This is a genomic window from Mangrovicoccus ximenensis, assembly GCF_003056725.1.
Lineage (GTDB): Bacteria > Pseudomonadota > Alphaproteobacteria > Rhodobacterales > Rhodobacteraceae > Mangrovicoccus > Mangrovicoccus ximenensis.
In genome coordinates, this window is sequence record NZ_QBKZ01000001.1 from 491,141 (window position 1) to 509,080 (window position 17,940).

Consider the following 17,940-nt stretch of genomic DNA (forward strand, 5'->3'; position numbering starts at 1 on the left):
CAATGACCCATCCCATCCTGAAGGCGCCGCGCCGCGCGGGACTGCTGGCCACCGCCGCGCTGGCACTGGCGCTGCCCTCGCTGGCGACAGCCGGCGGCACGCTGCGCATCGCCATGACGGCCGCCGACATCCCGCTGCCGAACGGGCAGAGCGACCAGGGCGCCGAAGGCATGCGCTTCATGGCCTACCAGGCCTTCGAGGCACTGATCGGCTACGACCTGAGCTCGTCGGACAAGCCGGTCACGCTGGTGCCGGGCCTTGCCAAGGACTGGTCCGTCGACCCCGAGGACCAGACGAAATGGACTTTCACGCTGCGCGAGGGCGTGAAATTCCATGACGGCTCGGATTTCGATGCCGAGGCCGTTGTCTGGAACTTCGAGAAGATCCTGAACCCCGACGCGCCCCAGTTCGACGAGAAGCAATCCGCGCAGGGCAAGGGCCGCATCCCCACCGTCGCCTCGGTCCGCGCCGTCGATCCGATGACCGTCGAAATCACCACCAGCTCGCCCGACGCGCTCCTGCCCTTCAACATCGCCTGGATCGTGATGTCCTCGCCCGCCGCCTTCGAGGCCGCCGGAAGCTGGGACGCCTTCCTGCAGGCGCCGTCCGGCACCGGACCGTTCAAGGTCGAAAGCTACACGCCGCGCCAGAGCGCGCATCTGGTGCGCAACGATGCCTACTGGGACGAGAGCCGCATTCCGAAGCTCGACGGCCTGGAGCTTCTGCCGGTGCCCGATCCCTCGGCCCGCGTCGCGGCGCTTCGCTCGGGCCAGGTCGACTGGATCGAGGCCCCGCCCCCGGATGCGATGGACAGCATGAAAGCCGCGGGCTTCCAGATCGTCTCGAACGTCTATCCGCATGTCTGGCCGTGGCATTTCTCGATGCTCGACGGCAGCCCCTGGACCGATATCCGCATCCGCAAGGCCGCGAACCTCGCCATCGACCGCGAGGGCATGAAGGCGCTGCTCGGCGGCATGATGGTCCCGGCCGAGGGCTTGGTCCCGCCGAGCTCGGACTGGTTCGGCGATCCCGAATTCGAGGTGGCCTACGACCCGGAGGCGGCAAAGGCGCTGATGGCCGAAGCAGGCTATTCGCCGGAGAATCCGGTGCATGTGAAGACCATCATCTCGCCCGCAGGCTCGGGGCAGATGCAGCCGCTGCTGATGAACGAGCTGATCCAGCAGAACCTGGCGGCGGTCGGCATCGAGGTCGAGTTCGACGTGCGCGACTGGAACGCGCTCCTGGCCAACTGGCGGGCTGGGGCGACCGATCCGGGCACCGACGGGGCAACGGCGACGAATTCCTCCTATTTCAGCCAGGACCCGTTCACGGCGCTGATGCGCCATGTCGACAGCCGCCTGGTGGCGCCGAAGGGCACCAATTGGGGCCACTATGCCTCGCCCGAGGCGGACCAGCTGATCGACACGATCCGCACCACCTTCGACCCCGCCGAGCAAGCCACGGCGGTGCAGGCACTGCACGAGCACTATGTCGACAACGCGCTCTTCCTCTTCGTCGCGCATGACGTGGCGCCGAGGGCGATGGCCCCGGAGGTGACCGGCTTCGTGCCGCCGCAGAACTGGTACATCGATCTCACCAGCGTCGATCTCGAGTGATCCGGAGGGGCCGTCCATGTGGAACTATGCCATCCGGCGCCTTCTGGCGGCCCTCCCGGTCGCCTTCTCGGTCAGCCTGATCTGCTTCTTCCTGGTGCAGCTGGCGCCCGGCGACCCGCTTTCGCTGGTGCTGCCCGCCGATGCCACGCAGGAACAGATCGACGACACCCGCGCCCGCTACGGGCTCGACCGGCCGCTGCCGGTGCAATACGCGCTCTGGCTCGGCAACGTGCTGAGCGGGGATTTCGGCNAACTCGNATCGCCACCGGCCGCCCGGTGGCGGCCGAGATCGGCCAGGCGCTCGGCTATTCGCTGGCGCTGGCCGCGCTCGCCTCGGTGATCGGCGTCGCCCTCGGGCTGGGGCTGGGGCTGATCGCAGGCTACAATATCGGCGGCTGGGCCGACCGGATCGCCTCGGTCGTGGCGATCTCCGGCGTCTCGGTGCCGCATTACTGGCTGGGGATCGTGCTGGTCGTGATCTTCTCGGCCAACCTGAACTGGCTGCCGGCCATGGGCGCCTCGCGCAGCGGCGCGCCGCTCGACCAGCTCAGGCACATGATCCTGCCCGCGCTGACGCTGGCGGCGATGCCCGCCGGGATCATCACCCGATCGGTCCGCGCGCTGGTCGCCGAGGCGCGGGCGCGCGACTTCGTCCCGGCGCTGATCGCCCGCGGGCTGTCCGGGACGGAGGTCTTCCTGCACGTCCTGAAGAACATCGCGCCGACCGCGCTTGCCGTGATCGGCGTGCAGATCGGCTATCTGATGGCCGGCTCGATCCTCGTCGAGACCGTCTTCGCCTGGCCCGGCACCGGCACGCTCCTGAGCCAGGCCATCCTGCAGCGCGACCTGCCGCTCCTGCAGGGCACCATTCTCGTCCTGGCGCTNGATCTTCGTGGCGTTGAACCTGGCCGTGGACCTTGTCCAGCCGCTCTTCGACCGGAGGATCAGCCGCAAATGACCGCCATGACTGCCACTGCCGCGGCCGCCGCCGTCGCCGCCGCGCAATCCCCGGGCTACTGGGCCCGGGTCTGGAGCCGCCTGCGCCGCGATCCGGTCGCGCTCATCTGCATCGCCGTGCTGTCGGTGCTGTTCCTCGCCTGCGCNCTTCGCGCCGCTGCTGACCCCGCACGATCTCTGTCCCGATCCTATCCCGGGGCCGGATCCGCGTCATGCGGGTCCGGCCCTTTTCTTTTCTGACGCAGGAGCCTGCCCGTGACCCCAGCCGCCCGCATCGCCGCCGCCATCGACATTCTCGACCGGGTCCTCGGCGGGGAGCCCGCCGAGAAGGTGCTGACCACCTGGGGGCGCGCGAACCGCTATGCCGGGTCCAAGGACCGCGCCGCGATCCGCGACCATGTCTTCGGGGCGCTGCGCCGCAAGCGCAGCCTGGCTGCGCGCGGCGGGGCGGAAACGGCGGCGGCGGCTACGGCCCGGCCGCGGAGCGGACCGAAGCGGACAAGGCGCGCGACGCCCGCGACGGCATCGCGGCCGCCTGAGGGCATCAACAGGACAAACCGGACGGGGCCGCCAAAGGCCCTGCCACATCCCAACAGGAGCGACAGAGATGACCTTGAAGATGAACCGGCGCGGTTTCCTCAACACCGCCATGGCCGCCGGCACGCTGACCTTTCTCGGCACGGCGGGGCTGCGCGCGCAGGAAGGCGGCACGCTGCGCTTCGGCCTGTCGGCCTATCCGCCCTCCTTCGACATGTGGGCCTCGACCGGCACCGCGGCGGGCACCGTCAAGCTGATGATCCACCGCGGCCTGACCTCCTTCGACCCCGAGGGCGCACTGCGCGGCGAGCTGGCGGAAAGCTGGGAGGTCGACGATGCGGGCGTCTGGACCTTCAAGCTGCGCGACGCCACCTTCCATGACGGCAAGCCGGTCACCGCGGCGGACGTGAAATACACCATCGAGCAGGTCGCCGCCGAGGACAGCACCGCCTTCCGCCGCGCCCAGATGGCCTCGATCACCTCGATCGAGACGCCGGACGACAAGACCGTGATCCTGACCACCGCCGATCCGACCGCGGTCGTGCCGGAATGGTTCGCGCATTACCACATGCCGATCCTGCAGGAGGGCGCCGAGGCGACCTCGATGGTCGGCGCCGGTCCCTTCGTCTTCGACAGCCTCGAGCGCGGCGTGTCGCTGCGGGTCACCGCCTTCGACGGCTACTACAAGGACGGCGAGCCGAAGGTCGATGCGATCGAGGTGATCGTCTATTCCGACGAGAACCTGCGCGTCGCGGCGCTGGAAGCCGGCGATGTCGACATCATCGAATACGTGCCCTGGGCGGCGATGGAGCGGATCGAGGAAAACGATGCGCTGACGCTCGACACCGTGCCGGGCCCGTTCATGTACCTGACCTTCAACGGCACCAAGGCGCCCTTCGACAATCCGCTGGTGCGCAAGGCAATCGGCCATGCGATCAAGCGCGAAGACGTGGTCGCCGCCGCCTTCTACGGCCATGGCGCGCCGCTGGCGCATCTGCCGCTCGACGAGTCCTCGCCCTACTACAACGAGGATCTGGCGAATGGCTGGGAATACGATCCCGAGAAGGCCAAGGCGCTCCTCGCCGAGGCCGGCTATCCCGACGGCTTCAGCTGCACCATGCTCTCGACCGCGCAATACGGCATGCACCAGTCGACCGCCGAGGTCGCGCAGGCCTATCTGATGATGATCGGCATCAACGTCACGCTCGACCTGCCGGACTGGTCGACCCGCGTGCAGAAGGGCAACGAGGGCCAGTACGACATCGCCGTGATGGGCACCTCTGCCGACAGCAACGATCCCGACGGGCTGACCACCGTGCTCGACGGCTCGGCCAAGCCGAGCTACGTGCGCAGCTTCGGCATCGAGACGCCGGAGATCACCGAGGCGCTGAACAAGGGCCGCGTGACCTTCGCCGAAGCCGAGCGCCAGGCGATCTACCGCGGCATGGAAGAAGCGGCGATCGAGCAGTCGCCCTGCGTCTTCCTGTGCTCGCGTGCCCAGGGCTATGCGATGGCGTCGAACGTCACCGGCTTCTCGAATCTCCCCGGCCAGCTCACCTTCTATTCCGGCATCTCGCTGGAAGAGACCGCGCTGAGCTGAGCCCCTCCGCCCCCGCCCGTTCCCCTGCGGGCGGGGGCGCCTGACCTTTCCGAAAGGGACACGCTGCCCCGATGCTCCGATATGTCGCCCTCCGCGTGCTGATCGCGCTCGTGCTGGTCTGGCTGGTCTCGACGCTGGTCTTTCTGGTGCTCCATCTCGTGCCCGGAGATCCGGCCGAGCTCCTGCTTTCCGCCGGCAATTCCGCGCCCGATCCCGTCGCCGTGGCCGAGCTGCGCGCCCAGATGGGGCTCGACCGGCCGGTTCTGGCGCAATACGCCTCCTATATCGCCGACCTCACGCATCTGGATTTCGGCGTCTCGCTCAGGGACCAGAACCCGATCGCGCCCGAGCTGGCGCTGCGCCTGCCGCGGACGCTGGAGCTGATCCTCGCCGCTGCCGTCATCGCCTGCCTGATCGGCGTGCCGCTCGGCACGCTCGCGGCGATGCGCGACGGCGGCTGGTCCGAGAAATTCGTGTCGCTCCTGGCCTCCGCCGCGCTTTCGACGCCGGTCTTCGTGGTCGGCACCACGATGATCCTGGTCTTCGCGCAATGGCTGGGCTGGATTTCCGCGGGCGGCTACGTGCCCCTGGCCGAGGATCCGCTGCGCCACCTGTCGCTGCTGGCCATGCCCGCCGCCACCATCGCGCTGCCGCTGACCGCGGTCATGATCCGCATGACCCGCGCCTCGGTGCTCGAAGTGCTGGAGAAGGACCATGTCCGCACCGCCCGCGCCAAGGGCCTTGCCCGCGGCCCGATCATCCGCCGCCATGTGGTCAGGAACGCGCTGGTCCCGGTGATCACCGTGCTCGGCCTCGAAATGGGCACGCTGATCGGCGGCACCGTCCTCGTGGAGTACGTGTTCAACTGGCCGGGGCTCTCGGGCTATCTCGTCCGCGCCGTCGAGGCCCGCGACTATCCGGAAGTGGTCGGCATCGTGCTGGTGATCTCCTTCCTCTTCGTGCTCCTCAATCTTCTCATCGACATCACCTACGCGGTGCTCGACCCAAGGGTGAAACTGGCGAAATGACCCGAGCTGAACGTTCCCTCTACATCTGGCTGGGCGTGGCGGCGATCCTGATCGCCTTCCCGATCCTCGCCCCGGTGCTGCCGCTGCAGCCGACCATCGGCATGGACATCCCCAACCGCTTCGCCGGGCCGTCGGCCGCGAACTGGCTGGGCAATGACGAATACGGCCGCGACGTGCTGTCCCGCATCATCTGGGGCGCGCGCGCCTCGCTGGCCGTCGCCTTCGGCTCCGCCTTCTGCGCCGCGGTGATCGGCACGATCCTCGGCCTGCTCGGCGGCTATTTCCGCGGCATCACCGAGATCCTCGCCGTCCGCTCCACCGAGATCGTGATCTGCCTGCCGCCGCTGCTGCTTGCCATGCTGGTCATCACCATCCTCGGTGCCGGCGTGCTGACGCTGACCGTGGCGCTGACCATCCTCTTCGTGCCGAACTACACCCGCGTGGTCTATGCCGCGACGCTGCAGACCGGCGGGCTGGATTTCGTCAAGGCGCAGGAGGCGATGGGGACCCATCCGCTGAAGATCCTTGCCCGCACCGTGCTGCCGAACATCGTGCCGCCGCTCCTCGTGCAGTTTTCGCTGACCGTCGCCTCGGGCATCCTGCTCGAATCCGGCCTCTCCTTCCTCGGCCTCGGCGTGGTGCCGCCGGCCCCTTCCTGGGGGCTGATGATCCGCGCCGCCCGCGCCGCGATGGACCAGCAGCCGCTGCTCCTGCTCTGGCCGTCGCTGTCGCTGGCGGGGACCGTTCTGCTTCTCAACGTGATCTGCGACCGCCTGCAGGACGTGCTCAGCCCCAAGACCGCCGCCCGCGGCGGGGCGGCCTGGCTGCGCCGCCAGATCAAGCGGACGCCGGACGCGCCCGCGCCCGACGTGCCGCTCCTGAAGATCGAGAACCTGTCGGTCGGCGTCGATCTGGACCATGCCTCGCTGGGCCTGACCAAGGAGATCGCCTTCGAAATCAAGCCCGGCGAAACCATGGCGCTGGTCGGCGAAAGCGGCTCGGGCAAGACCCTGACCGGGCTGGCGATGACCGGGCTGCTGCCGAATGCCCTGTCGGTCACCGGCGGCCATGCCTGGTTCCGCAGCTCCGGCGGCGCGGTCGATCTGGCGCATCTTACCGAGGACGAGTTCGGTCCGCTCAGGGGCAACGAGATCTCGATGGTCTTCCAGGATGCCGCCGCCGCGCTGAACCCGGTGCACCGGATCGGCGACCAGCTCTGCGAGATCATCCAGCGCCACCGCCCGATGCCGAAGGCCGAGGCCGAAGCCGAGGTGGTGGAGCTCCTGCGCAAGGTCGGCATCCCCGATCCCGAGCGCCGCATCCGCGCCTATCCGTTCGAGCTGTCGGGCGGCCAGCGCCAGCGCGCGATGATCGCCATGGCGGTCGCCAACGCGCCGAAGCTCCTGATCGCCGACGAGCCGACCACCGCGCTCGACCCGACGATCCAGGCGCAGATCCTGCGGCTTCCGCCGCCACGTCGAGCGGGCGGTAGGGGTCGAGCTTGTGGGTGTATTCCCAGGTCAGCCAGCCCAGCACCACGATGATGGCGATCGGGCCGCCCCACACGATGGCTTCGAGCTTGTTGGAATGGGCGAATTCGGGATCGTAATCGGACTTGTCCTCGCGGTCGGCACGGTACTTCATGGGGAAGTAGACGGCCATGTAGATCACGGGGACGATCACGATCAGCATCAGCAGGGTGGAGATCACCAGCAGGTTGCGTTGCTGTTCCCCGACCCATCCGGCCGGGAGCAACACGTCGTACTGACACCCTGAGAGGGCAGCGGCCGTTACGGCCAGCAGGACGGTTTGCAGGAGAGTTTTCACACGTACCTCTCGGTTTTGGGTCGAGAGGTCATCGCTGGTGATCCTCTCGCAAGGAAACACAGACACCCCCCGAAGGACATGCCAGGAATGGGCGCGGCGATACGCGTGGCCCGCGGGTGGCCGTAGGTGTCACGGCGTCGCATTTGCTGCAACCGCAAAACACATTCTAGTCCCTTGACGCAAATTCACTTTCGCGGGACTGTCGGCGCAGCACCGCGCTGCGGTGGCCTTGGAGCGGAAAAGTTTCCAAGGTTAACAAAGTACAAACCGGCCAAGCAGGCTTGATGCCGCGGGCAGGGTTTCGTGCGCCAAACTTTCCGTGACTGCCCTTCCGGCCTTGCCGCCGCGCACCTAGCCAACCGCCGAGTGCATGGCGGATTTCCGCTCAGCGCAAGGCTCGCCGGAGCCGGGACATTGAACCCCGCCGCCGCCGCGCAGGTCGAGTCGCATTTCTCCTCCCCCGGGCCCCTGCATCCGCTCCGCCGACGCGCCCGTTCGAGGGTTTTGTTTCCGGCACAATTTGTTGATTGACAGAACAATCATTCAGGGCAATTGTTTTGGCCAAGAGGGAGGAGACTCGATGCAGATCGACGGAGCTGTGGCGCTGGTGACAGGCGCCGGCAGCGGTCTCGGCGCGGCCACCGCGAAGAGGCTTGCTGGGTGCGGCGCGAAAGTGGCCGTTCTGGACCGGAACCAAGAGGCCGCGGATGCGGTCGCCGCGGAGATCGGCGGGCTGGCCTTCGCCGCCGACGTCACCGACAGCGCCGCGCTGGAAGCGGTCTTCGCCGAGCTGGCCGAAACGTGGTCGTCGCCCCGCATCGCCGTCTCCTGCGCCGGGATCGGCACGGCGAGCCGGATCCTGCCGCGCGACGGCAGCCTCACCCTCGACCTGTTCGAGAAGACAATCAAGGTGAACCTGATCGGCACCTATGCGGTGACGAACATCGCCGCCCGCGCCATGGCCGCGCTCGATCCGCTCGATGCCGACGGTACGCGCGGCGTGATCGTCAACACGTCCTCGGTCGCCTGCGAGGACGGGCAGATCGGCCAGGCCGCCTATGCCGCCTCGAAGGGCGGCGTCGCCTCGATGACGCTGCCCGCCGCGCGCGAGCTCGCCCGCTTCGGCATCCGCGTCATGGCGATCGCGCCCGGGCTCTTCGAGACCGCGATGAGCGCGGGCCTGCCCGACGACGTGCGCGCCGAGATCACGAAGAACGTGCCCTTTCCATCCCGGATGGGCCTGCCCGACGAATACGCCCGCCTCGTGCAGTCGATCGTCGAGAACCCCATGCTGAACGGCTCCGTCATCCGCCTCGACGGGGCAGCGCGGATGCCGCCGAAATGAAGAAGGAAACCCCCATGGCCGATGACATGCTGAAGGTCGGGATCGACGGCCCCGTGGCCACGCTGACCATGAACCGCCCCGCCAAGCGCAACGCGATGTGCGACGAGCTGATGGAGCTGATCGACGGTTTCTTCCGCAAGCCGCCCGAAGGCGTGCGCGTGGTGATCCTGACCGGCACCGAAGGGCATTACTGCTCGGGCCTAGACCTCAGCGAGCACGTGTCGCGCGATGCCGAAGGCACCATGCGCCACAGCCGCAACTGGCACCGGGTGATGGAGACGATCCGCTATTCCGGCCTGCCGGTGATCTCGGCGATGTTCGGCGCGGTGATCGGCGGCGGGCTGGAGATGGCCTGCGCCACCCATGTCCGCATCGCCGAGCCGTCGACGATCTTCCAGCTGCCGGAGGGGATGCGCGGCATCTTCGTCGGCGGCGGCGCGACGGTCCATGTCGGCCGCATCATCGGCGCCGACCGGATGTGCGAGATGATGCTGACCGGGCGCAAGTTCGGCCCGCAGGAAGGCTTCATGCTGGGCCTGACCCACTACACGGTCGGCGAGGGCGAAGCGCTTCCGCTCGCGCGCAAGCTGGCGGCGAAGATCGCGAGGAACGCGACGCTGTCGAACTACATGATGATCCAGGCGATCAGCCGGATCGACGACATGAGCCGCTCGGACGGGCTTTTCGCCGAAAGCCTCTGCGCCGCGGTCAGCCAGACCAGCCCGGACGCCGAGGAGGGCCTGAAGGCCTTCCTGGAGAAGCGCGCCCCGGCCTTCCGCTAGGATCAGGGGACCGTCCCGCCGGGAGGAGAGCGGCAGGGCGGTCCATCGAGACAGAGACGGTCGTTTTTCAGGGAGGAAACACAATGACCAGACTGACCCGCCGTGCCGCGATGACCGCGATGGGCGCCGCCCTTGCCACGCCGGCCTTCCTGCGCCGCGCGCAGGCCGCCGAGGTGACGCTCAGGCTCCACCATTTCCTGCCCGCTGTCGCGCCGATGCAGAGCCAGTTCTTCGAGCCCTGGGCCAAGGAGATCTCCGACGCCTCGGACGGCGCCATCGACATCCAGATCTTCCCCTCGATGCAGCTCGGCGGCAAGCCTCCGCAGCTGGCCGACCAGGTCCGCCAGGGCATCTGCGACATCGCCTGGACGCTGCCGGTCTACACCCCCGACCGCTTCCCGGTCGCCGAAACCCTGTCCCTGCCCTTCATGGTCCGCAATGCCGAGAAGACCTCGGTCGCCATGCAGCAGCTGATGGACGAATTCGGCGGCGGCGAGTACCGCGGCATGAAACCGCTCGCCTTCCACGCCCATGACGGCGGCAAGCTGCATACCCGCGGCAAGGCGGTCACCAGCCAGGCCGACATGCAGGGCATGCGCCTGCGCGCCCCGAACCAGGCCACCGGCGAGCTCCTGGCCGCGCTTGGCGCCGAGACCGTGTTCTTCCCGGTGACCGAGATGGTCGTGGGCCTGTCGAACGGGCTGATCGACGGCTGCTGCCTGCCCTACGAGGTGGTTCCGGCCTTCAAGCTCCAGGAACTGACCCAGTTCTCCGCCGCCCCGGCTCCGGGCGCGCGCGGGCTCTATACCAACACCTTCGCGCTGCTGATGAGCGAACGCAGCTATGACCGCATGTCTCCGGATCTGCAGAAAGTGATCGACGGCGCCTCCGGGGCGGCGCTCAGCCAGCGGATCGGCGCCCAGTTCGACGCGTTCGAGGCCTTCGGCAAGTCCAAGGTCGAGGAGCAGGGCAACACGATCGCCGAGATCCCGGCGGAGGAAATCGCCAAGTGGCAGGAGATGGCGCAGCCGATCTACGACAGTTGGGCGGGCAAGCTGGGCGATGACGGGCTGGACGGCGCCGCGGTCCTGAAGCGCGCCAACGAGCTCCTGGACGCGGCCTGATCCGATGGCCGGGAGCCTGCATTCCGCGCTGGGACAGGGGGGGCGCTCCCCCCTGTTCCGCGGCCTCCACGCGCTCTGCACGGTCTCGGCGGGGCTCGGCGGCGTGGCGATCTTCGGGGCGGCGCTCTTCGTTACCCTCTCGGTGATCCTGCGCACGCTCGGGATCGGCGGCTTCCGCGGCGATTTCGAGCTGGTGGAGCTGGTCTGCGCCGCCTGCGCCTCGCTGTTCCTGCCGCTCTGCCAGCTGACGCAGGGCCATGTGATGGTCGATCTCTTCACCTCCTGGCTGCCTGCCCGCGCGCAGCGGCGGATCGACGGGCTGTGGATGGCGGTCTTCGCGCTCGGCTGGGGGCTGATCTGCTGGCGCCTGTCGCACGGGCTGTTCGAGATGGCCGATTACGGCGACCGCACCATGCTGCTGAAGGCCCCGCTCTGGTGGGTCTATGTGCCCGCCGTCTTCGGCACCGCGCTGGCGGCGCTGGTCGCCCTTCTCATGGCGCTGCCGCGCCTGTCCTCCGCGTTCCGCGTCCTGGAGTCCGGCTGATGGATCCCGTCACCATTGCCCTGATCATGGTAGCCGTCCTCCTGGGACTGATCTTCCTCAGGATGCCGATCGCGCTGGCGATGGGCGCCGTCGGCGCCGCAGGCTACATGGTCCTGGCCTCGCCCTTCGCGCTGATGGCCTACATGAACACCGCCTGGGTGGACAAATTCATGTCCTATGAGCTCGCCATCGTGCCATTGTTCATCCTGATGGGCCATCTGGCCACCCGCACCGGCATCTCGGGGGCGATCTTCTCGGCGTCGAATGCCTGGATCGGCCATCTGAAGGGCGGGCTCGCCATGGCCTCGGTCATGGGCTGCGCGATGTTCGGCTCGATCTCGGGCTCGTCGCTGGCCACCGCCTCGACCATGGCCAAGGTGGCGCTGCCCGAGATGAAGAAGCACGGCTATTCCGGCGCGCTCTCCTCGGGCTCGCTCGCGGCGGGCGGCACGCTCGGCATCCTGATCCCGCCCTCGGTCGTTCTCATCATCTATGCGCTGCTGACCGAGCAGAACATCGTCAAGCTGTTCCTTGCGGCCACCATTCCGGGCACGCTCGCCGTGATCGGCTTCTGCACCGCCATCGCCATCTATGTCCGGCTCTTCCCCGAGGAAGGCCCGACCCATGAAAAGGCCGGCATGGCCGCGCGGCTGCGCGCGCTGAAGGACATCTGGCATGTCGTCGCCATCTTCGTGATCGTGCTCGGCGGCATCTACGGCGGCATCTTCACCCCCGCCGAGGGCGCCTCGGTCGGCGTGACGCTGACGCTCGTCTTCGGCATTCTCAAGGGCGGGCTGACGCCTAGGATCGTCATGGAATGCCTGATCGAGACCGCCGCCTCGACCGCGATGATCTTCGCCATCGTCTTCGGCGCGGACATCTTCAACGTGGCGCTGGCGCTGTCGCGCATGCCTGCAGAGGTCGCCGCCTATTTCTCGGCTGCCGACATCGCGCCGATGGCCATCATGCTCGCCATGATCGCCTTCTACCTGGTGATGGGCTGCGTGATGGACAGCCTGTCGATGATCCTGCTAACCGTGCCGGTCTTCTTCCCGACGGTCATGGCGCTCGATTTCGGGCTCCTGCCCGAGCAGCAGGCAATGTGGTTCGGCATCATCACCCTCGTGGTGGTGGAGATCGGGCTGATCACCCCGCCGGTGGGGATGAACCTCTTCGTCATCGCGTCGATGGCACGGGACATCCCGATGAAGCAGATCTTCGCCGGCACCATCCCCTTCATCATGGCCGAGGCGGTGCGCATCGCGCTCCTGGTCGCGGTCCCGGGCTTCAGCTTCTGGCTGGTCGACCTGGTGGCAGGATAGGAACGAGACATGGCAACCCCCACCCCGATGCCCCGCACGGCAGAGATCCCCACGGACGAGAACCTGCGCCAGTTCGCCGGGTACAACATGAAGCGCGCCTACATCCTGGTGCGCGAGGACATGATGCGCACGCTGGAGCCGCTCGGGCTGCGGACCACGACCTTCTCGGCGCTGGCGATCATCGTCGGGAACCCGGACATCACCCAGACCCAGCTGAGCCAGGCAATGAGCATCGACCGATCGGGCGTGGTGGTGATCGTCGACCAGCTCGAAGAAGCCGAGCTGATCTCGCGGGGGCGGGTGCCGGGGGACCGGCGCTCCTACGCGCTGCGCGCCACCATCCAGGGGCGCAAGACATGGAAGGAGGCGGAGCAGGCGGTTCGCGCACATGAGGCGCGGCTGTTCTCGGCGCTGACCGAGGAGGAACGGTCGGTGCTGGCGGATCTGCTCCGGAGGTTTACCGACAGCAACCGCGAGGGCTGAGGGAGGACATGATGAAGGACATGGCAACGGGGCTGAGCATGGTCCCGCATGACGTCGCGATGGAACGCCGGGGCGGCGACATCGTGCTGAGCACCCGCGTCCCGATGGACGAGATCGTCTCCCATACCGGGGTCTGGCTGCACCGCTGGGCCGCCTATACGCCGGACCGCATCTTCCTGGCCGAGCGCGCGGGCGAAGGCTGGCGCGAGCACGGCTATGCCGAAGTGCTGGAAATGGTGCGGTCGCTGGCCTCGGGGCTGCTGGCCCGCGGCCTCGGGCCCGGCACGCCGATCGTGATCATGTCCGGCAACGGCGTCGACCACGCGCTGCTGAGCTTCGCCGCCCAGTATGTCGGCATCCCGACCGTGCCGCTAGCCGAGCAGTATTCGCTGATCGAGGAGGCGCATGGCCGGCTGGTCTACGTGCTCGACAAGATCCGCCCCGCCATGGCCTTCGTCGACAGCGCGCGCCGCTATGCCAAAGCGCTCGAGCTGCCGCAGCTCGCGGGAGTCGAGATCGTTGCCGCCGATCCCGCAGGCGCGCCGCGCCCGGTGACGCCGCTGGCCGAGCTGATGGCCGGGGACGCCTCGCCCGGCCTCGAGGAGGCGCATCGGCGGGTCGGTCCCGACACGGTGGCCAAGGTGCTCTTCACCTCCGGCTCCAGCTCGGACCCGAAGGGCGTGCTGACCACCCAGAGGATGATGTGCGCCAACCAGGCGCAGATGTCCTCGGTGCTGCCCTTCCTGAAGGACCGCCCGCCGAAGATCACCTGCTGGCTGCCCTGGAACCACGTCTTCGGCGGCAGCCACAACGTCAACATGATGCTCGCCCATGGCGGCACGATGCGCATCGATCTCGGCAAGCCCACCGCGCGGGGCTTTGCCACGACGCTGGAGAACACCCGCGCCCATCCCGGCACGCTCAGCTTCAACGTCCCTGTCGGCTATTCGATGCTGGTCCAGGCGATGGAAGACGACCTGGCGCTGCGCGAGGCGTTCTTCCGCGATCTCGACCTGATCTTCTATGCCGGCGCCTCGCTGCCGCAGCCGGTCTGGACCCGGCTGGAGGAGATGGCGATGGAAATCCGCGGGCGGCTGCCCTTGATGATCTCCTCCTGGGGAATGACGGAAACCGCCCCGGCGACGATCATGCTGCATGAGAATGTCGGCCGCTCCGGCATCATCGGCGTGCCGCTGCCCGGCACCGAGATCAAGCTGATCCCCGATGCCGGGATGCGCTGCGAGCTGCGCGTCAAGGGGCCGAACATCATGCCGGGCTACTGGGAGGACGCGAAGAAGACCGCGGAGGCCTTCGACGCGGACGGCTACCTTGTCACCGGCGACGCGGTGCGCTTCGTCGATCCCGCCGATCCCGACCGGGGGCTCGTGTTCGACGGCCGCGTCTCGGAGGATTTCAAGCTGACCACCGGCACCTGGGTGCAGGCCGGGAAGCTCCGGCTCGACGCGCTGGAGGCCTTGCGCGGCCTGGTGCAGGACGTGGTGATCTGCGGCCATGACCGCGGCGAGATCGGGCTCTTCATCTTCCCGCGCCCCGAGCAGGTCCATGGCGACAATACCTCCGAAGGCGCGGTGATCGACGCGCATCTGCAGGCCGGGATCGAGGCCGTGATGCGCGAGATGGAGCGCAGCGCGACCGGCAGCGCGAAGAAGATCACCCGCGCGATCATTCTCGCCGAGCCGCCCTCGCTGAAGGACGGCGAGGTGACCGACAAGGGCAGCCTGAACGTGCGCAAGATCATCACCCGCCGCGCCGGGCTGCTGGAGCGGCTCTACGACAACGAGGACCCGGGCCTGATCCGCGTCTGACGCGAGTCCCGGGGCCCTGTCCCGCCCCGGGCCCGACCCGGGGCCTCCTCTCTGACCGCCAAGACCTTACTTCCAGGAAAGACACGACATGGTCGATTTCTCCACCATCCGCGCCATCGACTTCCACACCCATGCCGAGGAAGCCTGCGGCTGCCATGACGATGACGGCTATGACGAGCTGCAATCGACCATGGCAAAATATTTCGGCGCGCCCTGGGCGCATCCGCCGACCATCCCGCAGACCGCCGCGCATTACCGCGAACAGAACATCGCCGCCGTCATCTTCCCCGTCGATGCCGAGCGCGAAACCGGCTACCGACGCTATTCGAACTACGAGGTCGCCGATCTCTGCGCCGAGCATTCCGACATCCTGATCCCTCAAAAAGTACTGTTGCAGGGATTGAGTTAACAGGAAACGTACCCAGTACGACCTCTGGTGCTGCTTGTGCCTCTTCTGCAGACGCGTGGTTGACACGAGCCTGGATNGGCCTGACTGTGCCGGTGCCATTGGTGGGCGTGGAGCTGCACCGCGGTTGGGCTGGCCTCCATGGTGGTTCTGACTGCCACTGGTCAGGCCCGCCAGAACAGCGCAGCGTCGGGCTGCGCCAGGCGGGCGGTGGCAGCGGTGGAGCGGAGGCCGTTCCGCACCGGGTCGAAGTCGATGGCGATGCCCCAGCTATGCAGGCTGTAGCGGTTCGCGCCGCGCATCAGCCGCGGGGCATAGTCGCCGCCGAACAGATCGAGCCCGAGGTCGCGGATTTCGGCCTCGGTGTAGCTCGCCGCGATCCGGCCGAGCGCGCGGGCGGCGCTATCCGCGGCCCGCTCGTGGATCCAGAGGAAGGACCGCGTCGCCGAGGTGTCCCAGGCAAGCCGCATGACCCACGGCACCGGCACCTGCACCAGCGGCGGGCGGTAGCCGCCCTGCCGCCCCGGCAGCCCATAGAAGGCATCCAGCTCCCGCTGCCCGCGGGTCTCGACGGGGAACGGCGCGGGCTGGATGGCGTCGATCCTGTCACGCCAGAGCGGATCAGCCACGCCCATCATCACCTCGACCGCTGCCTCGGTGCGCGGCCCCCACCAGCCGTCGACCGGCCCCCATCCCAGCGGAGCGACAGCGCGGCTTCGGCCTCCGCCCAGCGGAACACCCCGTCGGACCCGGCGCCCGTGACCGCGACGCGCACATCCCGGCCCGTGCGGCTGGCGAACACCCCCGCCACCGCATAGCGCGAGGCCTGGCTGCACAGCTTGGCATAGCCGGCCGCCTCCGGAACCGGAACCGAGATGCGCAGGACGATCTCGCCGTCCTCCAGAGCGGTGGTGAAGAGGCCCTCGAAGAAATCGTCCGCCGGGACGCTCCGCCGGTCGGTGACGATCTCCGCGCCGAGGCCCAGAAGCGCGGCCGGATAGTCGGCGGCGGGATCGTTGTTGGCGACCGAACCGCCGATCGTGCCGACCCGGCGGACCTGCGGATCGGCGATCGAGCCCGCCAGCGCCGCCAGGGCGGGAATGGCGGCGCGCACCTCCGGCGAGGCCGCCACCGCCTCATGGGTCGAAGCCGCACCGATCTCCAGCCGCCCGCCCTGGTGCCGGATGCCCGCAAGCTCGGGGATTGCCCGCAGGTCGATCAGCAGGTCCGGCATGGCCAGCCGGTTCTTCATCGTCGGCAAGAGCGTGTGCCCCCCCGAAAGGAAGGCCGGGCTGTCGGCCCCGGCGAACAGCGCCGCCGCCTCGGCGAGCGTGGCGGGGCGCCGGTAGGTGAAGTCGTACATGTACATCTAGGCCCCCTCCCCCTGCGCCGCGCGGTACTCCGCGGCGGCGGCCAGCACCGCCTTGACGATGTTCACGTAGCCGGTGCAGCGGCAGATGTTGCCCTCGAGTTCGCCGCGCACCATGCGCTCGTCGACCTGCCCGCCATGGCGGCGGATCAGGTCGGTCCCGGCCATCACCATGCCCGGCGTGCAGAAACCGCATTGCAGCCCGTGATGGGTGCGGAAGGCCTCCTGAAGCGGCGACAGCCTGCCGTCCGGCGCGAGCCCCTCGATCGTGGTGACCTCGGCGCCCCCGATGGCGACCGCAAGGATCGTGCAGGATTTCACGGCGCGCCCGTCGAGATGCACGGTGCAGGCGCCGCATTGCGTCGTGTCGCAGCCGACATGCGTGCCGGTCAGGCCGAGATGGTCGCGCAGCAGATGCACCAGCAGCGTGCGGTCCTCGATCTCGCAGCGATGCACGGTGCCGTTCACGGTCAGGGTGAGTTCGGTCATGCCGGTTTCCCTCCCGCGGCTCAGGACGAGGCCTTCGCGGCGAAGCAGTCGAAGAACTGCCGCGCCAGCTTGTCCGAGGTCGACTTGATCAGCCGGGAGCCGAGCTGTGCCAGCTTGCCGCCGATCTTGACGTCGACCTTGTAGCTCAGGACCGTCTCGCCCCCGTCCTCGGCCAGATGCACATCCGCCGCGCCTGCGGCGAAGCCCGCGACCCCGCCCTTGCCCTCGCCCGAGATCCGGTAGCTTTCCGGCGGCACAAGGTCCGACAACGTCACCGCGCCCGCAAAGGTCGCCGAAACCGGGCCGATCTTCAGCTTCACCGAGGCGGCGAACCCGTCCTCGGGGCTGCCCGACAGCTCCTGGCAGCCCGGGATGCAGCCGCGCAGCACCTCCGGATCGTTCAGCATGTTCCAGACCTTCTCCCGCGGCGCGGGAATCCGGTAGTCTCCGGTCAGTTCCATATCCGTGTCTCCTCGCCTCCACCGCCCCTCCGCGGGCGGGCGTTGCCGGAAGCACCGCAAATGACATGCCAGAAAGACATAAATGTCCTGACATAATCTCGCCCCTGCCCCGCGGCGGTGGCACGCCGATTGCACAAGGCGGTCATGCAACATGGATGCGGCGGCCCTCCCCCGCGGGTCGCGGCCCCTGCGCGCCGCAGCCGCCGCATCGACCCGCCCGCCGC

18 protein-coding genes and 2 pseudogenes are annotated in these 17,940 nt (G+C 68.3%); 15 read left to right on the forward strand and 5 right to left on the reverse strand.

Annotated features, from left to right (window positions below):
• Positions 1-2: 2 nt before the first annotated feature.
• The 15 genes and pseudogenes from C7T91_RS02845 to C7T91_RS02920 form a co-directional block, all read left to right on the forward strand.
• Entirely contained in the window at positions 3-1,616 is a 1,614-nt protein-coding gene (locus C7T91_RS02845) for an ABC transporter substrate-binding protein (protein ID WP_201741946.1), read from the forward strand.
• Between the two features lie 16 nt (positions 1,617-1,632).
• Positions 1,633-1,956, forward strand: coding sequence for an ABC transporter permease family protein (locus C7T91_RS34555; protein ID WP_236637936.1), 324 nt, complete (start codon positions 1,633-1,635; stop codon positions 1,954-1,956).
• Entirely contained in the window at positions 1,953-2,813 is an 861-nt protein-coding gene (locus tag C7T91_RS34560; protein WP_456237830.1) for an ABC transporter permease subunit, read from the forward strand. Before C7T91_RS34555 ends, C7T91_RS34560 begins: the two co-directional genes overlap by 4 nt.
• A gap of 15 nt (positions 2,814-2,828) precedes the next feature.
• Positions 2,829-3,029, forward strand: a pseudogene (locus tag C7T91_RS34565) (RsmB/NOP family class I SAM-dependent RNA methyltransferase); the annotation flags it as partial.
• 151 nt (positions 3,030-3,180) lie between these two features.
• On the forward strand, positions 3,181-4,710 hold the full coding sequence (locus C7T91_RS02865) for an ABC transporter substrate-binding protein (RefSeq protein WP_108257912.1): 1,530 nt from the start codon (positions 3,181-3,183) through the stop codon (positions 4,708-4,710).
• Between the two features lie 71 nt (positions 4,711-4,781).
• Positions 4,782-5,738, forward strand: a complete 957-nt coding sequence (locus C7T91_RS02870; protein WP_108257913.1) for an ABC transporter permease — start codon at positions 4,782-4,784, stop codon at positions 5,736-5,738.
• On the forward strand, positions 5,735-7,282 hold the full coding sequence (locus C7T91_RS02875) for a dipeptide/oligopeptide/nickel ABC transporter permease/ATP-binding protein (RefSeq protein ID WP_108257914.1): 1,548 nt from the start codon (positions 5,735-5,737) through the stop codon (positions 7,280-7,282). Before C7T91_RS02870 ends, C7T91_RS02875 begins: the two co-directional genes overlap by 4 nt.
• Positions 7,283-8,145: 863 nt before the next feature.
• Positions 8,146-8,910 carry an SDR family NAD(P)-dependent oxidoreductase gene (locus C7T91_RS02885; RefSeq protein WP_108257915.1) on the forward strand — a complete coding sequence of 255 codons (765 nt, stop codon included), beginning with the start codon at positions 8,146-8,148 and terminating at the stop codon, positions 8,908-8,910.
• Between the two features lie 14 nt (positions 8,911-8,924).
• Entirely contained in the window at positions 8,925-9,692 is a 768-nt protein-coding gene (locus C7T91_RS02890; RefSeq protein ID WP_108257916.1) for a crotonase/enoyl-CoA hydratase family protein, read from the forward strand.
• A gap of 83 nt (positions 9,693-9,775) precedes the next feature.
• A complete protein-coding gene (locus C7T91_RS02895) occupies positions 9,776-10,816 on the forward strand; it encodes a TRAP transporter substrate-binding protein (protein ID WP_108257917.1) in 1,041 nt (346 codons plus the stop codon).
• A gap of 4 nt (positions 10,817-10,820) precedes the next feature.
• The gene (locus C7T91_RS02900; RefSeq protein WP_108257918.1) at positions 10,821-11,360 is read left to right on the forward strand and encodes a TRAP transporter small permease; all 540 of its coding nucleotides are present in this window, start codon (positions 10,821-10,823) and stop codon (positions 11,358-11,360) included.
• On the forward strand, positions 11,360-12,682 hold the full coding sequence (locus C7T91_RS02905; protein ID WP_108257919.1) for a TRAP transporter large permease: 1,323 nt from the start codon (positions 11,360-11,362) through the stop codon (positions 12,680-12,682). The genes C7T91_RS02900 and C7T91_RS02905 overlap by 1 nt, the downstream gene beginning before the upstream one ends.
• 9 nt (positions 12,683-12,691) lie before the next feature.
• A complete protein-coding gene (locus C7T91_RS02910; protein WP_236637938.1) occupies positions 12,692-13,165 on the forward strand; it encodes a MarR family winged helix-turn-helix transcriptional regulator in 474 nt (157 codons plus the stop codon).
• A gap of 11 nt (positions 13,166-13,176) precedes the next feature.
• Positions 13,177-14,991 carry a feruloyl-CoA synthase gene (locus C7T91_RS02915; RefSeq protein ID WP_108258474.1) on the forward strand — a complete coding sequence of 605 codons (1,815 nt, stop codon included), beginning with the start codon at positions 13,177-13,179 and terminating at the stop codon, positions 14,989-14,991.
• 88 nt (positions 14,992-15,079) lie between these two features.
• Positions 15,080-15,370, forward strand: a pseudogene (locus C7T91_RS02920) (4-hydroxyphenyl-beta-ketoacyl-CoA hydrolase); the annotation flags it as partial.
• Here C7T91_RS02920 and C7T91_RS39005 read toward each other — a convergent pair.
• From C7T91_RS39005 to C7T91_RS02945, 5 genes are read right to left on the reverse strand one after another with little or no spacing between them, the layout of a single operon-like run.
• Positions 15,270-15,671 (reverse strand): pepsin/retropepsin-like aspartic protease family protein, encoded by a 402-nt coding sequence (locus tag C7T91_RS39005; RefSeq protein WP_108258475.1) that lies wholly within the window; start codon positions 15,669-15,671, stop codon positions 15,270-15,272. The pseudogene C7T91_RS02920 and the gene C7T91_RS39005 overlap by 101 nt on opposite strands.
• Positions 15,562-16,026, reverse strand: a complete 465-nt coding sequence (locus C7T91_RS02930) for a M15 family metallopeptidase (protein WP_145962752.1) — start codon at positions 16,024-16,026, stop codon at positions 15,562-15,564. Before C7T91_RS02930 ends, C7T91_RS39005 begins: the two co-directional genes overlap by 110 nt.
• Before the next feature lie 8 nt (positions 16,027-16,034).
• Positions 16,035-16,766 carry an FAD binding domain-containing protein gene (locus C7T91_RS02935; RefSeq protein WP_236637939.1) on the reverse strand — a complete coding sequence of 244 codons (732 nt, stop codon included), beginning with the start codon at positions 16,764-16,766 and terminating at the stop codon, positions 16,035-16,037.
• Positions 16,767-17,255 (reverse strand): (2Fe-2S)-binding protein, encoded by a 489-nt coding sequence (locus C7T91_RS02940; protein ID WP_108257922.1) that lies wholly within the window; start codon positions 17,253-17,255, stop codon positions 16,767-16,769. It lies immediately after the preceding gene.
• A gap of 20 nt (positions 17,256-17,275) precedes the next feature.
• Entirely contained in the window at positions 17,276-17,716 is a 441-nt protein-coding gene (locus C7T91_RS02945; RefSeq protein WP_108257923.1) for a CoxG family protein, read from the reverse strand.
• Between the last annotated feature and the right edge of the window lie 224 nt (positions 17,717-17,940).